The organism is Paenibacillus sp. V4I7 (assembly GCF_030817275.1).
Taxonomy (GTDB): Bacteria; Bacillota; Bacilli; order Paenibacillales; family NBRC-103111; genus Paenibacillus_E.
Genome location: NZ_JAUSZD010000002.1, coordinates 6,653,821 through 6,672,786 on the forward strand (window position 1 = coordinate 6,653,821; position 18,966 = coordinate 6,672,786).

At 46.0% G+C, this 18,966-nt stretch carries 15 protein-coding genes and 2 riboswitches; of the genes, 5 read left to right on the plus strand and 10 right to left on the minus strand.

From position 1 onward, the window contains the following. Positions 1-210 precede the first annotated feature (210 nt). Positions 211-4,209, minus strand: a complete 3,999-nt coding sequence (locus QFZ80_RS31140) for an S-layer homology domain-containing protein (protein WP_307562583.1) — start codon at positions 4,207-4,209, stop codon at positions 211-213. A gap of 60 nt (positions 4,210-4,269) precedes the next feature. Further along, positions 4,270-4,354: riboswitch (cyclic di-GMP riboswitch) on the minus strand. Positions 4,355-4,574: 220 nt separating this feature from the next. Beyond that, positions 4,575-4,669, minus strand: a riboswitch (cyclic di-GMP riboswitch). A gap of 201 nt (positions 4,670-4,870) precedes the next feature. Next, positions 4,871-5,560 carry a 3D domain-containing protein gene (locus QFZ80_RS31145; RefSeq protein WP_307562585.1) on the minus strand — a complete coding sequence of 230 codons (690 nt, stop codon included), beginning with the start codon at positions 5,558-5,560 and terminating at the stop codon, positions 4,871-4,873. Positions 5,561-6,034: 474 nt separating this feature from the next. Between QFZ80_RS31145 and QFZ80_RS31150 the strand changes: the two genes are divergently transcribed. Next, positions 6,035-6,382 (plus strand): ArsR/SmtB family transcription factor, encoded by a 348-nt coding sequence (locus tag QFZ80_RS31150; protein WP_307562587.1) that lies wholly within the window; start codon positions 6,035-6,037, stop codon positions 6,380-6,382. A 2-nt stretch (positions 6,383-6,384) separates the two neighbouring features. Beyond that, positions 6,385-6,918, plus strand: a complete 534-nt coding sequence (locus tag QFZ80_RS31155) for an SRPBCC family protein (protein WP_307562589.1) — start codon at positions 6,385-6,387, stop codon at positions 6,916-6,918. A 307-nt stretch (positions 6,919-7,225) separates the two neighbouring features. Here QFZ80_RS31155 and QFZ80_RS31160 read toward each other — a convergent pair whose 3' ends face one another. Continuing rightward, the gene (locus QFZ80_RS31160) at positions 7,226-7,939 is read right to left on the minus strand and encodes a MerR family DNA-binding transcriptional regulator (protein ID WP_307562591.1); all 714 of its coding nucleotides are present in this window, start codon (positions 7,937-7,939) and stop codon (positions 7,226-7,228) included. A gap of 183 nt (positions 7,940-8,122) precedes the next feature. On the opposite strand from QFZ80_RS31160, the gene QFZ80_RS31165 reads away from it, so the two are divergent. Continuing rightward, positions 8,123-8,749, plus strand: a complete 627-nt coding sequence (locus QFZ80_RS31165; protein WP_307562593.1) for a DUF5701 family protein — start codon at positions 8,123-8,125, stop codon at positions 8,747-8,749. A gap of 42 nt (positions 8,750-8,791) precedes the next feature. On the opposite strand, the gene QFZ80_RS31170 is transcribed toward QFZ80_RS31165, so the two are convergent. Genes QFZ80_RS31170 through QFZ80_RS31180 form a run of 3 tightly spaced genes read right to left on the minus strand, consistent with a single transcriptional unit; the run spans position 8,792 to position 10,739 of the window. Beyond that, positions 8,792-9,475: a hypothetical protein gene (locus QFZ80_RS31170; RefSeq protein ID WP_307562595.1), complete on the minus strand. Its 684-nt coding sequence runs from the start codon at positions 9,473-9,475 to the stop codon at positions 8,792-8,794. Then, positions 9,475-10,371 (minus strand): ABC transporter ATP-binding protein, encoded by an 897-nt coding sequence (locus QFZ80_RS31175; protein ID WP_307562597.1) that lies wholly within the window; start codon positions 10,369-10,371, stop codon positions 9,475-9,477. Before QFZ80_RS31175 ends, QFZ80_RS31170 begins: the two co-directional genes overlap by 1 nt. Continuing rightward, complete coding sequence (locus QFZ80_RS31180) at positions 10,371-10,739, minus strand: GntR family transcriptional regulator (protein WP_307435581.1); 369 nt, start codon at positions 10,737-10,739, stop codon at positions 10,371-10,373. The genes QFZ80_RS31175 and QFZ80_RS31180 overlap by 1 nt, the downstream gene beginning before the upstream one ends. A gap of 754 nt (positions 10,740-11,493) precedes the next feature. Between QFZ80_RS31180 and QFZ80_RS31185 the strand changes: the two genes are divergently transcribed. Next, positions 11,494-12,480 carry a metallophosphoesterase family protein gene (locus tag QFZ80_RS31185; protein ID WP_307562599.1) on the plus strand — a complete coding sequence of 329 codons (987 nt, stop codon included), beginning with the start codon at positions 11,494-11,496 and terminating at the stop codon, positions 12,478-12,480. Positions 12,481-12,540: 60 nt separating this feature from the next. Beyond that, complete coding sequence (locus QFZ80_RS31190; RefSeq protein ID WP_307551728.1) at positions 12,541-12,810, plus strand: LysM peptidoglycan-binding domain-containing protein; 270 nt, start codon at positions 12,541-12,543, stop codon at positions 12,808-12,810. A gap of 65 nt (positions 12,811-12,875) precedes the next feature. On the opposite strand, the gene QFZ80_RS31195 is transcribed toward QFZ80_RS31190, so the two are convergent. The 4 genes from QFZ80_RS31195 to QFZ80_RS31210 are packed head-to-tail and all read right to left on the minus strand — an operon-like array spanning position 12,876 to position 18,713. Further along, a complete protein-coding gene (locus tag QFZ80_RS31195) occupies positions 12,876-15,074 on the minus strand; it encodes a hypothetical protein (RefSeq protein WP_307562601.1) in 2,199 nt (732 codons plus the stop codon). Between the two features lie 21 nt (positions 15,075-15,095). Continuing rightward, positions 15,096-16,274 (minus strand): ABC transporter permease, encoded by a 1,179-nt coding sequence (locus tag QFZ80_RS31200; protein ID WP_307562603.1) that lies wholly within the window; start codon positions 16,272-16,274, stop codon positions 15,096-15,098. Further along, positions 16,271-16,996, minus strand: coding sequence for an ABC transporter ATP-binding protein (locus tag QFZ80_RS31205; protein ID WP_307564284.1), 726 nt, complete (start codon positions 16,994-16,996; stop codon positions 16,271-16,273). The genes QFZ80_RS31200 and QFZ80_RS31205 overlap by 4 nt, the downstream gene beginning before the upstream one ends. Before the next feature lie 34 nt (positions 16,997-17,030). Beyond that, positions 17,031-18,713, minus strand: coding sequence for a permuted SH3 domain-containing protein (locus QFZ80_RS31210; RefSeq protein ID WP_307562605.1), 1,683 nt, complete (start codon positions 18,711-18,713; stop codon positions 17,031-17,033). Positions 18,714-18,966: the final 253 nt, after the last annotated feature.

Here is an 18,966-nt window from a genome sequence, read left to right on the forward strand (position 1 = left end):
CATAATATTTCTATAATCTTACTTCCTGCCCCGTTGCTGCAACACTTCGATAAAATGCCGAAGAGGCCGCTGTAAACCAGTTATTCCAGAGGATCAACCAGTTATAACTGGATGATCCCATATAACAATCAGTTTAGTTGAATAAACAGATTAACTGGAATTTTCACAATTACTCGAACTGGACAGATACACGCACGAGTCATTATTACTTTACTTCTGTATAGACAATAACGCACCATTTACGTAATAATACAGCATTCCGTTCTGATCAAAGAAGATTTCCGTTGCTGTCCCCAGCGCCAAAGTATCAACCTTCTGATAGGTCACTGCACTGTATATTCCATTTTTACCAACCAGCAGCTCTCCAGTAGCACTCGCTGCATAAATCGGTTCTGGCAATGTACTGATTACCTGCGTAACATTATTAAGATCAAGGACCTTATTCTTTACGACCAGCTTCCCTTGACCTTTCAACAATAGAACCGGAGTATCCAAGGGATCTCTCAAGAAGTTAGGGTAACTTAGGCTGGATTGGCCCGATTTGGTTACGCTATTGCCACTAACGGAATATGCCAATACGTTGGAGCCGGCATTTCCTGCATTCCAGCCAGACTGATACCATGTAAAGAATGTACTCTTATCGCTGGAGAAAGCCAGATCGCCAACCCCTTTGATCACAGTTCCGTAGTTTACGGCTGCAAAGGAAGTCGAATTGAACGCCAGCAGCGTCGGCTCCCAATCACCCATCACAACATACAGAATCCCAGATTTATGGTAGATATGTCTATGAGCGATGTCACCGGAATCAACAGTTGACGTGTAAGTCAAGTGCCTTGCAACTTCTAAATCAGATAGGCGCACTTCCGTTATGAGCTTATTTAGATCATCATTCACGATAAAGAGACTTGAACCGTTTTCCGATATAGTAAGTCCGGCCGGACGATATGGAAGCTTGACCGTGTTTACAATCTTCTGTGTTTGAAGATCAACCACATATAGATTGCGGAACGCTTCGTCGATGGCATAAGCTTTCTTATTTACGGAATCGTAAGCAATGTCGACAACTCTGCCGTCCAACTGGACACCAGGCACCGCAACAGGGGCAATCGCTTCGATTGAATTCTTTTCTACGATTTCGACGATATTCTTTCCGGCTAGCGTAGATACAGCAATCAATCGATCGGTACCATTAAATACATTCTTGGCTGTACCATCCAAGTGATAGAGCCCGCTTTTATTAAAATTGCTGTAATCATAGACTTGTACCGCATTGTTCTTAGCTGTGTAGAAATTCTTGTTCGACTGATCAAAGGTAATACCGTCATATGCTTGTCCAAGTCCGTATACATATTTCATATCGTCGTACTTATTGCTTGTTGCCATAAATACGTTGCCGGAACCGTTAAAGATGTAGGCACCGTCCGGAGAAATGGTGAAGTTCGTCGACATTGCGTAATCGCCATGGTACGGCGAATCGTAACCGCCTGGATAGGATGGCTCGACGTATTGTCCGTTCGTTACATTATATGCGCTAAGGTCTCTCGGTGACGAATCCGTTGTGATCGTATAGAGCTTATTCCATAAAGGATGCGTTTGGATATAACTCGCTTGCCGAATATCGCTTGAACCCACCTCCGCAAAGGTGTTCAAATCATATGACTTGATCTTCGTCCACTGCCCTGAACCGGATGACACGTAGAGATAACCGGAAACGACTGCGACATCATAGGGGTCAATCGCAATATTATGTGTACCTTCCAGCATAAAGGTGGCCGCATTCACAACCGCAATTGCACCTTGTTGCTGTAAAATATACGTATAGGAAGAATGTTCCGCTTTTAGCAAGGAAACGTAGATTTTACCATCTGCATATGTGAGACTCTCCGGTTCAAGGTCAAAGGAAATGGAGGCTTTATCGCCTGTTTCGTAATTGACGCGGTAAAGCTTCTTGTTCGTTTTATCTGTGATATAGAGGATTGGCTCCGACGGATGTTGCCACGTATCCGTAATCTCAAAATCCAGAGCTATGTGTGCATTATAATAAGTTGTAGCAAAAGCAATGCTGCTTGGTCCGGATTCCACGCCAATTTCATCAATTGCTGATGTAACGACATAATATCTTGTCGTATGTGGAAGATTCGTGCTATCGACATAGGTCGTTCCGGTTACCGTAATCGGTTGACCGTTTTGATCCTCCAAGGGCACAAACTCGCCATCAGCAGTTGCGCTGTAATAAATATGATACTGGGTTGCATTCGTAACTGGATTCCATTCCAAAGCGATCTCCCTATTCGATACTGTCGATGCCTTTAGACCAATTGGCGACTCTAGTTGATCATAAATCCCATCAAGTTCCCAGTCGCTTCCGTTCCATGTTGCAAAAACAAGATACTGACTTCCGTAAACGAGCGTAAGGTTATCCCCTGCAGTGAGTGGCACCGCTTGTCCCGGCAGCTGATTACCTAGATCATGGACCGTGTAACTGTCATTGATTTGATAAGAAATCATCTCGTTGCCACCATAATAAACCTGAGCATACACGCTTTCGCTAACCGCAATGCTGGATAACAGAAGCCCGGAATAATGCTGTGTTGAATTTCGATTGGTTACGTTATACGGAGCTGGAGAAACCGATCCGCCTATAATGCTGTAGATCCCTACGTCTTCTAACGTCCCGGTATATTCGGTCTGGTATGTATCCTGTGTAACCGTGTTCGAAACGTCCCATTGAACCGTCGAATAATCTGCGATGGATGGGTACAGTGTGTATACCTTGTCCTGTATGATAAAGGCAGCATTAATATCCACTACATTACCCGGCTCAGTAGCCGGTGGCTGTCCAGGAGGTACATCTTCTCTCGGGTTGTCCTCATTCGGAACAGGAGAGTTTCCTGTTACTTCCTTCCCGCCAATTACGACGAGCTTCACCAGATCGGCAAGTGTATATTTCTTTACAATTTGTTCAAAGCTTACGCCTTCCACATTAATCACCGCATTAAGGATTGATCCTTCTCCCGTCACCTTCGCGGCTGCTTGCAAAATGATCTGCTCCAATATGGCATTGCCCAGCATCTTGATTCCTGAGCCTTCCGAACCTGCTTGCGTTTCAAGCAAGGTGACAACGGATTGACTGGAAATCTCGACGGTTACCATCGACTTCAGGTCAACTTTCACAAATGTCCCTACTAATTGAACGACATCATTCACAGTCGTTCCTTGCACGGAAATGGATTGGAAGCCTTCGTTTCCTTGCTCTTGTTCTAATTTCGCACCCGATTTTATAATGGTATGACTTATACTCGTAGAGCCTTTAGCAAAAACTCTGACTCTGCTGAAGTCCTTTTGAACCACCATCTGATTGAGGGTCGAATCTTGAATTTCAATGCTGTTTTCTCCGCCCCCATTCACAATCGTTCTTCCTTTTACTGTCACGTGATCAAGGAACACTTCCCCCTCCCCTATCCCCGCTGCCAAGATGAGGTCGCCTTTGATCACAGCATTTTTTATAGTGACACCGCCGCTGTTGACTGTCATATTTCCTTCAACATCAGCTTTTGGAGTATAAGTTCCAGGCTCATGGATCAGCTGCCCTACGGCATTATCTAGCATCACTACGGCTTCTGCTCTTGTAATGGATTTCTGAGGACGGAAGCTCTGATCAGGATACCCTTTAAGATAACCCTCCGAGGCGACTGCTTTTATATAAGGCTTGCTCCAGTCAGACATTTGCTGCTCATCGTGAAACGTTCGCGTATCGCTCTTTGGTAACACATCTTCTAATTGCATAAGTGGATAGATGATTTTGGCAGCCTGTTCTCTGCTAATCGGTTGATCTGGACGGAAGGTGCCGTCATCGAACCCAGAAATATAGCCGGCATATTTTGCTTTGGCTACATCGTTATAGAACCAATTCTCCTGAGAAACATCTTTGAAGGTTTGGTCATCCTTATGGAGATACTCAAACGCCTTGTTGACAAGCGATATGAATTCCGCCCTGGTAATGACTTTATCGGGTTGAAAGGTTTGATCGGCATAGCCCGAAATCAATCCATTACCGATCCATTCGTTTATGGCATCCTCTGCCCAATATCCATTAATGTCACGTAAGGATGGTTGGTTTTCTGCTTGCGCTAAACCTGAGAAAGATACGAATTGAACGGTCAAAAACATAACGATAAATGCAACTTTTCCTATTAACCTCGCCAACATACAATCTTCCTCTCTTTTACTTTGATATAAAGGCAATAAAAAAGCCACTCCAAAAGGAATGTAGGTAGCCCGTACAAGGAAGTGCCCTTGCTTAGACCCGTGGCTTTGCGTCTCCGCCTTTCGGACGGATTTGCCTTTGTTCATTATTGCTTGGTACTTAGGTAGATTTACTTTACTACTAGTCATTTAGACTCATCACGTCAAACTTACTGCCCCTGGACAATTACCTTACCATTCCTATCATAGTAAGTGCCTTTACCCATCTTTCCTTCTACGAAATCTCCTTCGAAGTTTATCCTATAAACCTCACACGCACTCGCTCCTTCTCAATCTCCATGTTAAATAACACAAAAAACCAAGCTCAATAGAGCAACCCGGCTATCATCCCATGAGTTGTGACTCATGGCTTAGACCCGTGGCTTTGCGTCTCCACCTTTCGATGGATTTGCCTTTGTTCATTATCGCTTGGTTATTAGGTATTTTTACTCATTATAACTAGTCTTTTAGAACTGACTGTTTTCCATATTAATCCACATTATTTCATAATTCAACACTTTTCTACAAAAAAGAGGAAATACCTACGCAAAGTGTGTGCTTTCACACAAAAAAGGCCAACCGGATATTCCGGTTGACCCTAAGCCCTATTAAATTGCCTATCGATTTAAACATTCTCTTTGTCTAGTAAATAGACTTTCACATTCTTCTTTACGCCGAATTCTTGTGCTTCACTTAAATCATTCATGAATACATCAATTCTCGAACCGCGAATAGCAGAACCAATATCCTCCGCTTTGCGAATGCCGATGCCATCAATGAACACTGTAGATCCTAAAGGGATTACAGCAGGATCCACGGCGATCGTGCGTCCTTCTTTTGCTTTTAGACCACTAAATGTGATGCCGTACATGGGATGGGAGGCCTTTTTACCTGTTGATTCAACACCAGCCGTATAAGCTGTGAGGGTTGTGTTCAATACTTTTTTGATGATTTTCTTTTGACCATTAGGTAAACCAATCTCTGCATCACCCATCGGAATCGTTAAACTTTGACCAATCGTTAACTGGTTCGGATTTTGAATATCGTTAGAGCTAATAAGGGCATCTACTGATATGCCAAAATCCCGAGCAATTTTGTACAGTGTATCTCCTCGGTCCACTTGATACTGCGTCTTAGGCTGAACAAGCTCAGCTTGAGCGGCTTCTTCCATAGGACCTGCATTTCTTGCCATACTATACGTAGGAGGTAATCCCCCCCCATCTTCACTTTCAGGGTACGAATAGGCGGGTTGCACCTGCCACAAACAAAGCAGCAACGGAAGCGTCAAAGTAACATAAAGAATTTTACGAAACATAGTATTTCCTCCTCATAAAAAATAATAGAGTTATAGCTACTAGATTCGACCAATTCTATGATTTATATACGTCTCGTATTAAATTTCCTCATTTTGATAGGATGTGAATAACGATAAACTCACCCTTATGAGAGAAACGTATAGTACGCTATTTACAATGATGATATTCATGTTCAGTTAACGGCAGCAGGCGTGCAAATAAACATTCACAGTTTGCAAAAGGAAACGGAAGAAGCGGCATTGATGGCAAAAAGAATGATGAACAAGGCGGACAGAGTGCCAAAAAATAAGCAAGATAAAATGGGTAAAGAAATAAGAAAAGCTTGAATCGCATACAAAATGAATCTTGGAATATACTAACAAACGTTTATATGTGAAAGAATGCCGGTATGATAGTCTTTCTTGTTTTTTCACGAAGCAGCGATTTCATTTATTAAATATTCCTTGACAGGAATATTCCATATGGGGTATATTATGTTTATAAATAAGACTTTCAGTGCTCTTGCCGAGCCAAACCGCTTGCACATTGTCAAGCTTCTGCGTGACGGCCCTCTTACCGTCGGGGAAATAGCGGATCGGCTTGAGCTCCAGCAGCAGCAAGTATCCAAGCATCTCCGCGTGCTTAGTGATGCAGAGCTTGTCGAGGTACAACCGTCAGCGAATAAAAGAATCTATAAGTTGCAGTTTCAGTCATTCAAAGAGCTGGATGGCTGGCTAGACTCTTTTCGCCGTATGTGGGAAGAGAGATTCGATCGCTTGGACGATTATTTGCAGCAAATGTTAGAGAAGGAAAAGAAAAAACAATTTGAATTGGAGGATTAGACATGACACAAGAAAAATCAGGGAATAACTACGATGTAACTTTAGAAGGAGGCGAGTTGGTTCTTACTCGTATCTTCAATGCCCCACGCGAACTCGTTTTCAAAGCTTGGACTGAGGCTGAACATTTAGCTCACTGGTGGGGACCAACAGGCTTCGAATTAAGTGTACACACCTTAGATCTTCGCACAGGCGGCAGCTTCCACTATTCTATGAAATCGGCTGAAGGCTTTGAAATGTGGGGTAAGTTTGTCTACCATGAAATTAATTCTCCTGAGAAACTTGTCTACGTAAATTCCTTTTCCGATGCAGAGGCTAACATTATCCGAGCACCATTCAGCGAAAACTTTCCGCTGGAAATAATGAATAAGTTATCTTTTACTGAAAATGAAGGAAAAACCACACTGATCATGCGTGGAGGCCCTATCAATGCAACTGAGGAAGAACATAAGTTCTTTGAGGGTATGTATGATTCCATGAAACAAGGCTTCGGCGGAACGTTCGATCAGCTCGATGCCTACTTAGCCAAAGTGGTATAAGAGTTTTTCACGGTTTAAAGGATGTTTTTGCGCCACTCTAGTAGCACTTGCCGATCCGGGCATGCCGCTAGGGTGGCGTTTTTGCTTGATGTGTACGCGAGCATACGCCAAAGGGGATTACTTGGTTTCTGAGCTATAGCTGAAACAGACTGGAATAGGTTTGGTTTCCGAGTCTGTAGTAAGTCAAAGTTCGGTGACGCTGAAATGTGTAGGCTGAGAAGTCGGTTTCCGCGCTTAAACCAGTAAAGAGCAATGGAGTATTAGCGGATAGGCTCAGAAGAAGCGCTTATCTCAGTCAAAGCCTTTTTTAATCGAGCAAATTCAACAATCGGCACAGCCGATATAAATAGGACATGCCGCGAAGCTGCTCTTTGTTGATTTTGACTAAATAGTTTAAGGAATCCTGAGCGATCTTTTTGGCATGTTCCACATCATGAACATCCATCTCAGCAATGGCTTGCTTGAGATCAACAAGATCTACTGAATAAACGGCTGGTCGTAAAGCGCGAAGCAGCAAAATTTTACGCATTTGAGATCGACTAAATAGGCGGTAGCCATTTTCTGGATCTCGTGATGAGGTAATGAGCCCCACCTTTTCCCAGTGTCGGATGGCTGAGCTTGGGATGGACGTTTCCGCTGAAACTTCTCCGATGGTCATCCATTCTTTCTTTGCGTTTGAATCGAGGCTGGTGTCAGGTTCCTGGGTCTCTAGAATTTGAATATTCCTCTCTGCCAACGTTTTATCGCGATGGAGACCGGCCTGTCTGTCGTTTACCAACCAAAGGGCAGCATCTACTTCTTTTAATTGAATTTTCCGAAGAACCTCGGATGTTACATCCATTCCAAACCCTGGTGCCATAGCTTGAATACACTCGAAATAAGCAATATGTTCTTCGGTGTAAATCCGATAACCGCTGGATGAACGCTGCGTAGGAGGAACAAGTCCATTCGTTTCATAATTCCTTAAGGCACTTGTACTTAGCTTAAGTTTTCTGGCAATATCAATTGGCCGCAAGTTCATGTATTCACCTCTGGTTGATCTTCACTTTTTTATTAAGATTAAAGCTAACTTATAAAGTTTTTTCAACGAACCGCCCTCTACTAAAGGCCAATCCTTCAGTTAGTTTACCATTCGCACGAATGTTGTAAAATGATTTTATAAAAAAGAAAGATTGTTAGACAAATAACGAAGGAGCTGAATCGCTTGTTAAATGATGAGTTCGATCGACAAGTCGAAAACCTAGTGGATAAAGGCTACCCTGACATTGCTGGTGTAACCAAAAAAGCATTCAAGCAGCATCTCGAGCCGCTCAGAGATAGAATCAAGGAGCTCAAAAAGCTAAACATAGAACCACGAGCAGGATATGTCCCATTTGTCATCGTTGTTAAGAGCGACTGGATAGATGGTGAAAAAGCGATGCAGCTTGTGAAGCGGAATAACAAAATGGGCTTTAGTGTCATGGATGCAGCTGATATCAAGAGATTTATACCTATAGAGGGTATTGAACTTCCTAAAGGTATCGCCTATCTGGCGGTGGATATTGATATAGGCAAAGAAACGCTTAATATCACTCCAAATGAAGCGATCAAAACTATTATGCATGTACATCGCACCCCTCTCACCCTCGAGGAAGGCATTGCCTTGATTACTCATTTCCCAGATATTTTACAGAAAAATAACGGCTTTTCTCTGCTCGGTTCCCGCTGCGGCGACCGCAGAGTGACCGCTTTATGGATTAGTGCCGGCAAGCCGAAGCTAGGCTGGTGCTGGGCAGGTAACCCGCATACGTGGCTCGGTTCCGCCTCTTGCGGATCTCGATCAGGAAACTAACAAAATAAGCCTACTGCAGCTGCAGTAGACTTATTCTTAGTTCTAAATAGTCGCTCTACGAAGCAAACTATAAGCTGCCACCAAGTACACGACAACCAAAGGTACCATCCACCAGAATATATCCATATAACTGTGAACGATCCAATCCAAGAGACCGCCCCACAGTCCAAAGTGCGTGAAGATATAGGAACCTACCGTACCAATCAAAAGCAGGCATGTAAAAAAGATATACATTGAAGCGCTGCCGAACCGACGGTGTAAACTGGATATGGCAAACCCGAGGAAATACATATGAAGAAGTATAATCAGATAAATACCCAACGTGCCTATCAGCGAAAGATCGTTTAGAAATTGGAGTTTAAAAAGGTGTAATCGCACCCACCACCCATTGGTTGCCTCTTCAATCACAGACAGAATGGCAAGTCCTAGGGCTGAACTAACATTAACAATAATAGCTGTCACAGCCGTTCCAAAGAAATAATCTTTCCTACGAATACTCAGTCCCAAGGCAAATGGGAAGGTTTCTTTAATCGTGATCGTTCCTGCTACAAAGGTGTAGATGAAAATCGAAGCGATCGCCCCTGTATTTATAGATTCACCTACGTCCAGCGACAGCGCTATGAGCAAATTTATAAAAAAGTTTGCCCCAATAATGATCCACGGGATAGTCCACGATGCCATTTTGTTCCTCAAGTGGAGTTTTACTACCTGGTTAACTTGATTCATTATTCCTCAGTCCCCTTTCCCGCGATCGATGGTGTGCGTGTTAGATGAACGATAAGCTGCTGCATAGATACCGGTGTGAATTCAAGTCCTAACGCCTCTGCTTCCTTCCGATCCCGCTCACTTAGAACACCTAGAATTGTAGCTGATGCAGCCGCACCAATCGCCGTGCGTTCAAGCAGCTCTTTGCCCCGCGTGAAAGAATCCACAGCTGTCGCTAGACCGGAAACCGTGCAAGCACGACCGCGAAGAGCATCCGCATCTTCATTCATAATCAATTTGCCGTTATCGATAACCAGCACGTGCTCGAGCAAGCGGCTAACTTCGTCGATGAGATGCGTAGAGAGGATAACCGTCCGCGGAAACTCGGCATAGTCTTCAAGAAGGCGATCATAGAATAGGATTCTTGCCACAGCATCCAGACCCAAATAAGGTTCATCAAAGATGGTTAATGGCGCTCGACTAGCCAGACCAACCACAATACCGACGGAAGAAAGCATCCCTCTGGATAGCTTCTTTATTTTTCTTTTCAAAGGCAGACGAAAATCTTCAATCAAAGCGTGCGCATAAGCATGATCCCAGTTCGGGAAAAGTGATCTCGCAACCTCAATTACATCTACGACACGGAAGCTATCTGGGTACTTCTGGCTTTCTTTAATGAAACAAATTTGATTGAGAACACGACTATTCTCGTAAGGGTCTTCCCCAAATACCTTCAACTCGCCGCTTGTAGCGAACTGCTGGGACGAGATCATATGCATGATCGTTGTTTTGCCTGCACCGTTTCTGCCTAGCAAGCCATAGATTTTATTCGCTTCAATCGTGAAACTAACATGATCCACTGCCGTCACTTGGCCATACGACTTAGTTAATCCTTTCACTTCCACAATGTTGGTCATCACGCTTTCTCCCCTCTACGCACCATTTCCGTCAATTGCTCTACGGTAATTCCGAGCTTCTCGGCTTCTTTCACCATCGTCACCACATATTGCTCATAAAATAGTTCTTTCCGCTTCTCCATCAGCTTCGTTCGCGCTCCCTCTGCTACAAACATGCCAATCCCTCGTTTCTTATACAAAATCCCTTGGTCTACCAACAAATTAACACCTTTCGCTGCTGTCGCCGGATTAATTTGATAAAAGGATGCAAACTGATTCGTAGAAGGCACTTGTGATTCTTCCGGCATTCTTGCTTCTATAATGTCGTCTTCAATACGTTCTGCGATTTGCACAAAAATCGGGCGGCTATCGTCCATCATTAGTCCCATTTCTCTCACCACCACATTAGTTAGTTACTCATGTAATTAACCATACAACCAACTCACTTAAAAGTCAACATCTAAACCGACATTTGGGCTAGGCTGCAAAATAAATAAATTCCCTTGGAACTGGGAATACCACTAAGGTGCGTGTCTGTGTATCTTTCGGGAAGCAAAGCGTTTAAGTATAGCGGCAAAGCAGAGCGTCAATGTAAAGTGACAAAGCGAAGTGTTTCAAGCCAAGTGTCTAAGCAAAGCTTTCAAGCGAAATGCTGCACAAGATATGCTTCGCAGATTTGTAAATCAACCAGAAAAGGTTTCTTGCTCTGAGCGTCCCCATCTGACCCTCACGGTTAGCAAAGGTGTACTTTGTACAACTTTGAGTGAGCGAATCCGCGATATCTCGGCGATTGATGTAGAAAATACAACATTTTAGCCCAAAAACAGCCCCATAACGAGAAATAAAGCTATATTGTTGTACAAACTACAACAGTTACAGCTTGGTGAGAAAAAATGGACAAAAATGTTGTACGTAGTACAACTTCCCCTCCTAAAAGTCGGGGAAAGACAGAGGAAGACAGGTACCCTGATTTGGGATTCTATTCGTTCACTCCTAAACAGAAATCGGAACCAGAAACCTTACCAGAAAGAAAATCATTCACTAGGCGAGCATGAATGTTTTCACACTCTCCATCAGCAAAATCTATCGATAAGCAAGCTAAATAAGGGCAAACGATAAGTCTAATTGGAAGGTGCATATGAAATGAAATCATTAAAGCTGCGAATACTTATTCTTAGTTTTCTTCTATTCTTGACCCCGTTGCGAAGCACAACCTTTGCTAGCGACAAGGTCGAGCAGCCACTGGCTGCACCTTTGTTTTCGTTCTCTGTGATGAGCGATGTTCACATCACGTCCTATGACCAAGTCGCTCAGCTGAGGCTGAGCCAAGCGCTGGCAGATCATCACTCGCTGCGCCCAGACAGCAAGCTGCTGGTCTTGAATGGCGACCTCACGAATGGGAGTGAGGCTGATTATCGCAGCTTGCTGGCGCTGCTCGGCCGCCAGCGCCATGCCCCTGTGCATGCGACCATGGGCAACCACGATTACTACGGCGTGTGGCGCACGACGGAGGGTGGGTTGGATACATCGAAGATGAATCCAACATGGTCGAGCAAGCAAGCGGTCGCGTTATTCGACCGCATGATGGGCTACGATAAGCCGTATCACGAGCTTATCGTGGAGGGCTACCGCTTCCTCTTCCTTAGCGGGGAAGCGTACAGGGACGTGAACGCATCCTACGGTGAGGATGCGTTCCTCTCGCCTGAGCAGCTCAGCTGGCTGCGCGAGCGGCTTACGGCAGCGGGCTCGGCGGATGCCGGCAAGCCCGTGTTCGTGTTCCTCCACCAGCCGCTGCCGCAGACGCTGGATGGCACGGATCTGGAGCTGGGCGTCGTCCAGCACGAGGAGCTGCGGGCGCTTCTCGATGCGCACCCGAACGTCATTCTGTTCAGTGGCCATACCCACTGGAACCTGGAAACGACCAGACAAGTGAAGCAGCTGAAGTTTCTTGCCGCCTCCAGTGCCTCCATCCGGGAGGTATGGAGCGCCCGTAACGTGCCTGAGACGCAGGCAATCAGCCAAAGTCTCGTCGTGGACGTCTACAAGGACCGCGTGGTGATCATGCGCCGCGAACACTTCAAAAAGCGATGGATCGAACCATCCATCGCCAAAGGATACGACGTGAAATAGGCATCTGCCGTCTCCGCAGCCGCCCTCCCCGCGTATGCTAGTAGCGGAGGTGCCTTCAACATGCGTGTCATAACGAACAAGGGAGCCTTGCAGGTGAAAGGCCGTTTTTATATCGTTCAGTTCGGAGATTCCCTCTACACCGTTTCGCACCGCTTCGGGGTGAATGTCGCCGATCTGCTTACATTTAATGATCAATTAAACGGCTTAACAACGATTTATCCAGGAGAAATCCTCTATATTCCGGTTCTCAGTCTCCAAACTGGAGGGCAAACCCAAGCCACTTCTGCCTCTATTAAAAAACAAACCAAAAAGACTGCCCGACGAGGCTAGGAATAGCCCGATGTCTGGCAGTCTTTTTGATTTAATCCCTTTTATATTAATTTCTTTCCCTATAACTAATGAAATTGCTTAATAAGGCGCTTAGCCGTCCCATTCGGTGTCTCTATTACTTCGTACATATTGACGACCACGCCGGAATCAACCTGCTCATTTTTCAAACCGGTGACGACGACTTTTTGCTTGCCGCTGGTTAATTTTCCGGTACCCGTCAGCGTTGCTGTTTGAGTGCCAACAATACGGCCAAGGGAATCGACCATATCGAATTCAATTTTGGAGAAGTTCGAATCGATAATCACCTGATCTTCATGAGCAATGTCCAAATCCAGATTAAGCTGGTAGGAGTAAGTCCCGCTGCTATAAAGCCAGCTTATCGAGCTGTCATTCACTTTGAGTGAGAAAGGATATAAAGCGAGCGTATCGCTTTCCGTCTCTTTTTGCAGCGCTACCCGATAGGTTCCGACAGACACATTGCCCACAGATACAGACTTATCGTCATAAACGTTCAATGCGAATGTTTCATCATCCGATTGTGTTTTATTCGGAAGCAGGTAGGAATAGCTCACGACATAAGAACTTCCCGGTGTAATTTGTGTCGCAACTGCACTTTGGCGAGATCCCGTGTAGGTATTCCCTTTGCTGTCGATCAGCTCATTTTGAAGCTCAGGAAGGGCGATGGTGCTTGTTCCGTTGTTCGTGATCTTGTATTTGGCTACGGCTGTTTTGTAGCCTAGATCGTCATTCTCGTGAGCATGCAGCTCAACTAGGGCGACGTCTAGATTTTTGTTAACAACAGAGCTGTTGTTGAAAATCAGCTTGCTGCCAAGCTCATAGTTCACAGCTGTAGTAAAGCCGCTTTGCGCTTCACTTGCCCCTTTAAGCAGGAAGACGGCAACAGGCATTTGACCGGTCACTGCAGCTCCACTGCTGCTAGCTGTAGACGTCGAACTGACAGCGGACCCCGCCACTGCGCCTGTAGATCCAGAACCTGTGCCTCCGCTCGATGTACTTGCAGTCGAGCCAGATGCCGAGCTACCCGAACTACCTGCGCTAGCCGTCTGCCAAAGCACCAGCTGAGCCGCATTCGGATCAACCCCCGTTGGCAGAGTAGCGTTGAAGTAATACGAAGCCGTCTCCTTAGGAGCCAAGTAGCCGCTGCGGGCGGAGTTATCGGTCGATGTCACGGACGTGCCGGCGTCACCGAACTGATAAGAAGCAGAGAAGGATGGCACGGTGGCGATTGCCTCGCCGTCATTGCTGAGCGTGACAACGGTCTGCACATGAACACCGTCTGCTTGAATCGAATACGTCGACGTATTCGCCTTCACGGTGACCAGCTCACCTTCCTGCTGCCCAGCATAGACTTGTTTGGTACCAAACGCTGCTGTTTGAAGCGAAGCGTTCAGACTTAGCGTACCAAGCGAGACATCCTCACTTTGATTCAAGTAATAATATTCCAGCGTGAGGCCACTGGTCGGCATTTGTCGGGAAACGAGTGTTTTGAGCGTCATCGTATCCGATTGATTCGGTAGGAATGTTGTATCAGAACCGCTAGCAACCGTAGAGGTATATTTCAATCCATTAGCATCCACGAGTCTAACTTGCAAACCTGATGGCAGCTTAACGCTGCTCGAGCCTAGGTTTTTTGCTGAAACTTGCGTATACATGTACCATTTCCCATTCTCTGTTACACGAACGCTTTGGCCCAATTGAAAAGCAATGGAGGCGTCATTTGAGAGCGTACCGTCGAGTGCATGCAAATTAATAATTTGCTCAGGCACCTTTACTTGTCCCTCCTGCACAACCGAGGAAACAGGAAGTTCGCCTAGATGATTCATGAAATCGGCTTTGCCGAAATCCCAGCGGAACACATCAACTTTTAGTTGAGCGGCTGTTTCACCTGCCGGCAGGTTAGCGTAGAATCGGAAGCTTTGATCCTGCCCCGGGAGGACACTCGCACTCTTTTTCTCACTTAATTTCGCCGTGTAGCTATGTCCTGCTTGATCTGTAACCCGTACCCCATATTGGTTAAAATCTATCGATTGGCTTTCCCCGTTATGTAAAAGAACGGAAAACTGAAGCGAAGAGGACGAAAGCGCCGCTTGGTTTAATGTAAAATAGGAGGAATTCGAGATATAAATCGCTTCGGAAGCCGCATGAGCAGCAGGAGCCATCCACGATGCAGCTGCAAAGCTGCCAGTCAATACCAGGGCGAGACTTGCATGTTTGAGTGAAATTGCTGATAATTTGCGAATCATGTTTTCATACCTCCTGTTGACCTAATCAAAACGCAGTGCGTCGATAGGTTTTAATTTCGATGCTTTATTCGCTGGATATAATCCGAAAATAACACCAACCAAGGCCGAGAATAAGAATGCGTATAGTCCTATATTTATGGATAAACTCGTTTGTTGACTAGGGTTGATATAAGGCCACGCTAGCGATAAGCCGATCCCCAAGATCAATCCGATCAACCCGCCCATACCGCTAATCAGCGTAGCTTCAACCAGGAACTGCAGCAAAATATTTCTCCGCTTCGCGCCAATCGATTTACGAATCCCAATTTCCCGGGTGCGCTCACTCACGGTTACGAGCATGATGTTCATGATCCCAATCCCGCCTACCAGGAGGGATATCGCCGCTACCGCGACTAATTGATTGGTCAATGTGCTGGAAGCCGTCTGTCTGGCGCTAATTAATTCGGATGAATTCAAAATGGTATATCCCGTTGTACTTTTAAATTTATTAAATAAATACATCTCTAACGTTGTTTGTACTCGGGTCACCTGATCGCCAGAAGCTGCTTCAACATAAGCCGTCCGAATGTTACCCAATTTGAAATCCCTGCTCATGGTAGGGAGAGGTACGAAAACCGAGCTATCGAGCGACGTTCCGTTCGTATTGGAGCCTTTTGTTTGGAGCACACCGATAATCGTGTACATATATCCGTTCACATTAATTTCTTCGTCAATCGGGTCATCCGTACCGAAAAACTGCTTGGCCACATCACTGCCTATGACCGCAACGTGATTGCGGAAGTCCAGATCGGCTTGAGCCAAGAAGCGGCCGCTGGCGACCGTCCCCTTTTGCAAACTGAGATATCGGTCATTAGTTCCAATGACATTGAAAGTCTCTGTTGTCCGGTCGTATTTGATACTGGTACTATTTCTAGTCATCGTTGGCGCAATTGCACTGATTCCCGATGTATTCTCAAGCTGCATAATCTCATCATAATTCAGCTGTGTGGCGCGTCCGTTGCCCCCCAGATTAACTGTCAACAGGTTCGTTCCCAGCCCTTCATACTGCTTTTCAATCGCCTTGGACGTACCTTGACCTATCGAAACTAGCGTAATAACTGAGCTAACGCCAATGATAACGCCAAGCATGGTCAACACCGTACGAAGCGGATTCGAACGCACTGTGGCCAGCGCCATTTGGAAAAGCTCCCAGATTCTCATGAAAGCGCCCCCTCTAACTTACGTTCAGTTGTTGACAGCATTTCGTTTCTCTGATCGCTAATGATTTCTCCGTCACGCAGCGTCACGACGCGTTTGGCATTGTCTGCAATGTGATGATCATGGGTGATCAAAACAATGGTGTTGCCTTGCCGATTCAGCTCCTTAATCAATTCCAGCACCTCAATGCCCGTCTTCGAATCCAGCGCGCCAGTCGGCTCATCTGCTAGAATTAATGACGGTGATATGGCTAAAGCTCTGGCGATGGCTACCCGCTGCTGCTGCCCGCCAGACAGTTCACTTGGCTTGTGATGTCCTCGCTCACCCATCCCAAGCTTCTCCAGCATCCGCTGCGCCTGTTCTCTTCGCTGTTTGGTAGAAATGCCTGCATATATCATCGGCAGCTCTACATTTTCCATCGCAGTAAGTCTGGGCAGCAGGTTGAACTGTTGAAAAATAAAGCCGATTTTCCGATTGCGCAGCTCAGCAAGTCCGTTGTCTGACATCTTCTCGGTCGCTACGCCGTCTAGCGTATAGGAGCCGGAAGTAGGACTATCCAGAAGCCCGATTGTATTCATTAACGTTGACTTTCCCGATCCACTGGGACCAATGATGGCAACAAAATCTCCTTCCGCAATATGCAGGGTAATGCCGCGCAAAATTTGCAATTCTTCTGCACCTCGAGCATAACTCTTCGTTACCTCATTCAGTTCAATGATATTCATCGAATCGCTCCTCTCCGTAGGGGCTGGCTCACTGCTAGCGGGCCCCGCCTCCACCATTTTGCGTTCCGCCACCGCCTGTGCCGCCAGCTCCGCCAGGGAAGTTGCCTCCTGCGCCACCCGGAAAACCACCTGCACCCCCAGGGAAACCTTGCTGCTGTTGATTCGTCGTTGTCGCTCTGCGTACCGGCATTACGACCTCGTCGCCTTCGTTCAAACCGCTTAACACCTCAACCTGCGTCTTGCTGCGAATACCCACTTTGATTTCGTGCTGCTCTTCGACGGTTCCGTCCGCTTTTTTTAGCGAAACGGTTGATTTCCCTCTGGTTGTGGTCACCACTTGGATCGGAAGCACGAGAATATCTTTCTTATCTTGTATAAAAATTTCAGCCGTCGCCGTCATCGCATATTTCAAATCATTCTGATCGGTATTCGGAATCGCTACCACTGCATCATACGTTGTGACCCCATTTGTCGTTGTTCCAACATTGGATACGGAAGTCACTTCACCTTGGAACGTCTTGCCAGAGATAGCATCAACCTTCACGGTCACCTTCTGCCCTACCTTGATGCTTGTTAAATCGAGCTCATCTACGGCAATAGCCAGCTGCATCGTACTTAGACTCGCTACGGCTCCTAGCGTTGTATTCGCATTAATTTGCGCGCCTACAGGATAATTACGAAGCACATTGCTTTTACTATTGGCAAAATCAGCCGAGAACACGCCATCGAACGGCGCTTTAATCGTCAATTGATTTACTTTCTGCTCCGCATCGTTCACACGGATTTTCTGACTTTCGATGGCTGATTGCTTGCTAATGATATTGTTTGGAAGATCGTCATTGAACAAGGTGGCGATAAATTCGCCCTGTTTCACCGCTTCGCCTTCTTTAAATTTCATGCTTTTTATCGTTCCGCTTGCCTCGGCGAAAATAGGAGATGTGCGCACATACTCAAGCGCCACCTGCTCGGAGGAGTCGATTTTACCATCACCGCTGCCGATGCTGCCCTTTACCTTAAGACCTGCCGAAAGCGTTCCATCATTGCTAACCAGAACCTCCACAGTAACCACTTTATTCCCGTTAGCATCCGCTTTAATTTCACGGCCTATCGTATCCACGGCTCCGACTTTGGAGAGTAAATAACCGTCGATACTAAGCTCTACAGGGTCGCCTTTTTTCAGCTGCACAGCTTCTTGCAAAGAGAATGGCAGCTTCACTTTAAACTGCGATGTATCTGAAATCGTGCCGATCTTCGTTGCTTTATTGACTTGACTGCCTACATCCAGATTGGCAGCTAATGTAATCTTGCCAGACATTAAAGCTGTAACACTCATATGATTTTGTTGGTCCTGCAGCTCTGCAAGCTCCTTCTCGAGCTGCTGCAAGCTGACTTGAGCTTCCTTGAGAGTTGTTTCCGTTGAAGGCACCGACAGCTCGACTAGCACATCGCCTTTCTTGACCGCCTGATTTTGCGTCAAATTCATTGTTTTGATGATACCTTCAATCGGAATCACAATATTTTGCTTGTCCTTGGCATCCAGCTGAGAAGTTCCTGATACCGTCGAGGATATCGCTCCTTTAGTCGCTTTCATCGTTGTTTGCTGTGTTGCTGCAGACGCTGGCTTCGCCTTGTTATGTACATAATAGTAAGTTCCCGCTCCACATAAAATGGCAGCTAGGGCCACAATGACCCATCTCTTCTTCCGACCTAATTTCATCCTTTATGCCCCTCTCCCAGTTACCCAGACTATCCACTGCCCAGGCCATAACAACCCCTACTGGACTTAGTGTAATTGGGATGGCTGAAACCTGTCTGAGCGTAGGCTGAATATAAGTTGAACACAAGCTGAGCGTTTGCTGAAAAAGATTGGGTCGCGCGTGGGATGAGTGACGGCCGGGAGAATTGGTGGTCGGTGACTTGACAAAGGCGGTGTGAGCGAACTACAGCACGGAAATCGGGCTACTCGGGCA

Coding starts and splice junctions, on each gene's coding strand:
- QFZ80_RS31140 (WP_307562583.1), bottom strand. CDS start 4,209: ATGTTGGCGAGGTTAATAGGAAAAGTTGCATTTATCGTTATGTTTTTG.
- QFZ80_RS31145 (WP_307562585.1), bottom strand. CDS start 5,560: ATGTTTCGTAAAATTCTTTATGTTACTTTGACGCTTCCGTTGCTGCTT.
- QFZ80_RS31150 (WP_307562587.1), top strand. CDS start 6,035: ATGTTTATAAATAAGACTTTCAGTGCTCTTGCCGAGCCAAACCGCTTG.
- QFZ80_RS31155 (WP_307562589.1), top strand. CDS start 6,385: ATGACACAAGAAAAATCAGGGAATAACTACGATGTAACTTTAGAAGGA.
- QFZ80_RS31160 (WP_307562591.1), bottom strand. CDS start 7,939: ATGAACTTGCGGCCAATTGATATTGCCAGAAAACTTAAGCTAAGTACA.
- QFZ80_RS31170 (WP_307562595.1), bottom strand. CDS start 9,475: ATGAATCAAGTTAACCAGGTAGTAAAACTCCACTTGAGGAACAAAATG.
- QFZ80_RS31175 (WP_307562597.1), bottom strand. CDS start 10,371: ATGACCAACATTGTGGAAGTGAAAGGATTAACTAAGTCGTATGGCCAA.
- QFZ80_RS31180 (WP_307435581.1), bottom strand. CDS start 10,739: ATGGGACTAATGATGGACGATAGCCGCCCGATTTTTGTGCAAATCGCA.
- QFZ80_RS31185 (WP_307562599.1), top strand. CDS start 11,494: ATGAAATCATTAAAGCTGCGAATACTTATTCTTAGTTTTCTTCTATTC.
- QFZ80_RS31190 (WP_307551728.1), top strand. CDS start 12,541: ATGCGTGTCATAACGAACAAGGGAGCCTTGCAGGTGAAAGGCCGTTTT.
- QFZ80_RS31195 (WP_307562601.1), bottom strand. CDS start 15,074: ATGATTCGCAAATTATCAGCAATTTCACTCAAACATGCAAGTCTCGCC.
- QFZ80_RS31200 (WP_307562603.1), bottom strand. CDS start 16,274: ATGAGAATCTGGGAGCTTTTCCAAATGGCGCTGGCCACAGTGCGTTCG.
- QFZ80_RS31205 (WP_307564284.1), bottom strand. CDS start 16,996: ATGAATATCATTGAACTGAATGAGGTAACGAAGAGTTATGCTCGAGGT.
- QFZ80_RS31210 (WP_307562605.1), bottom strand. CDS start 18,713: ATGAAATTAGGTCGGAAGAAGAGATGGGTCATTGTGGCCCTAGCTGCC.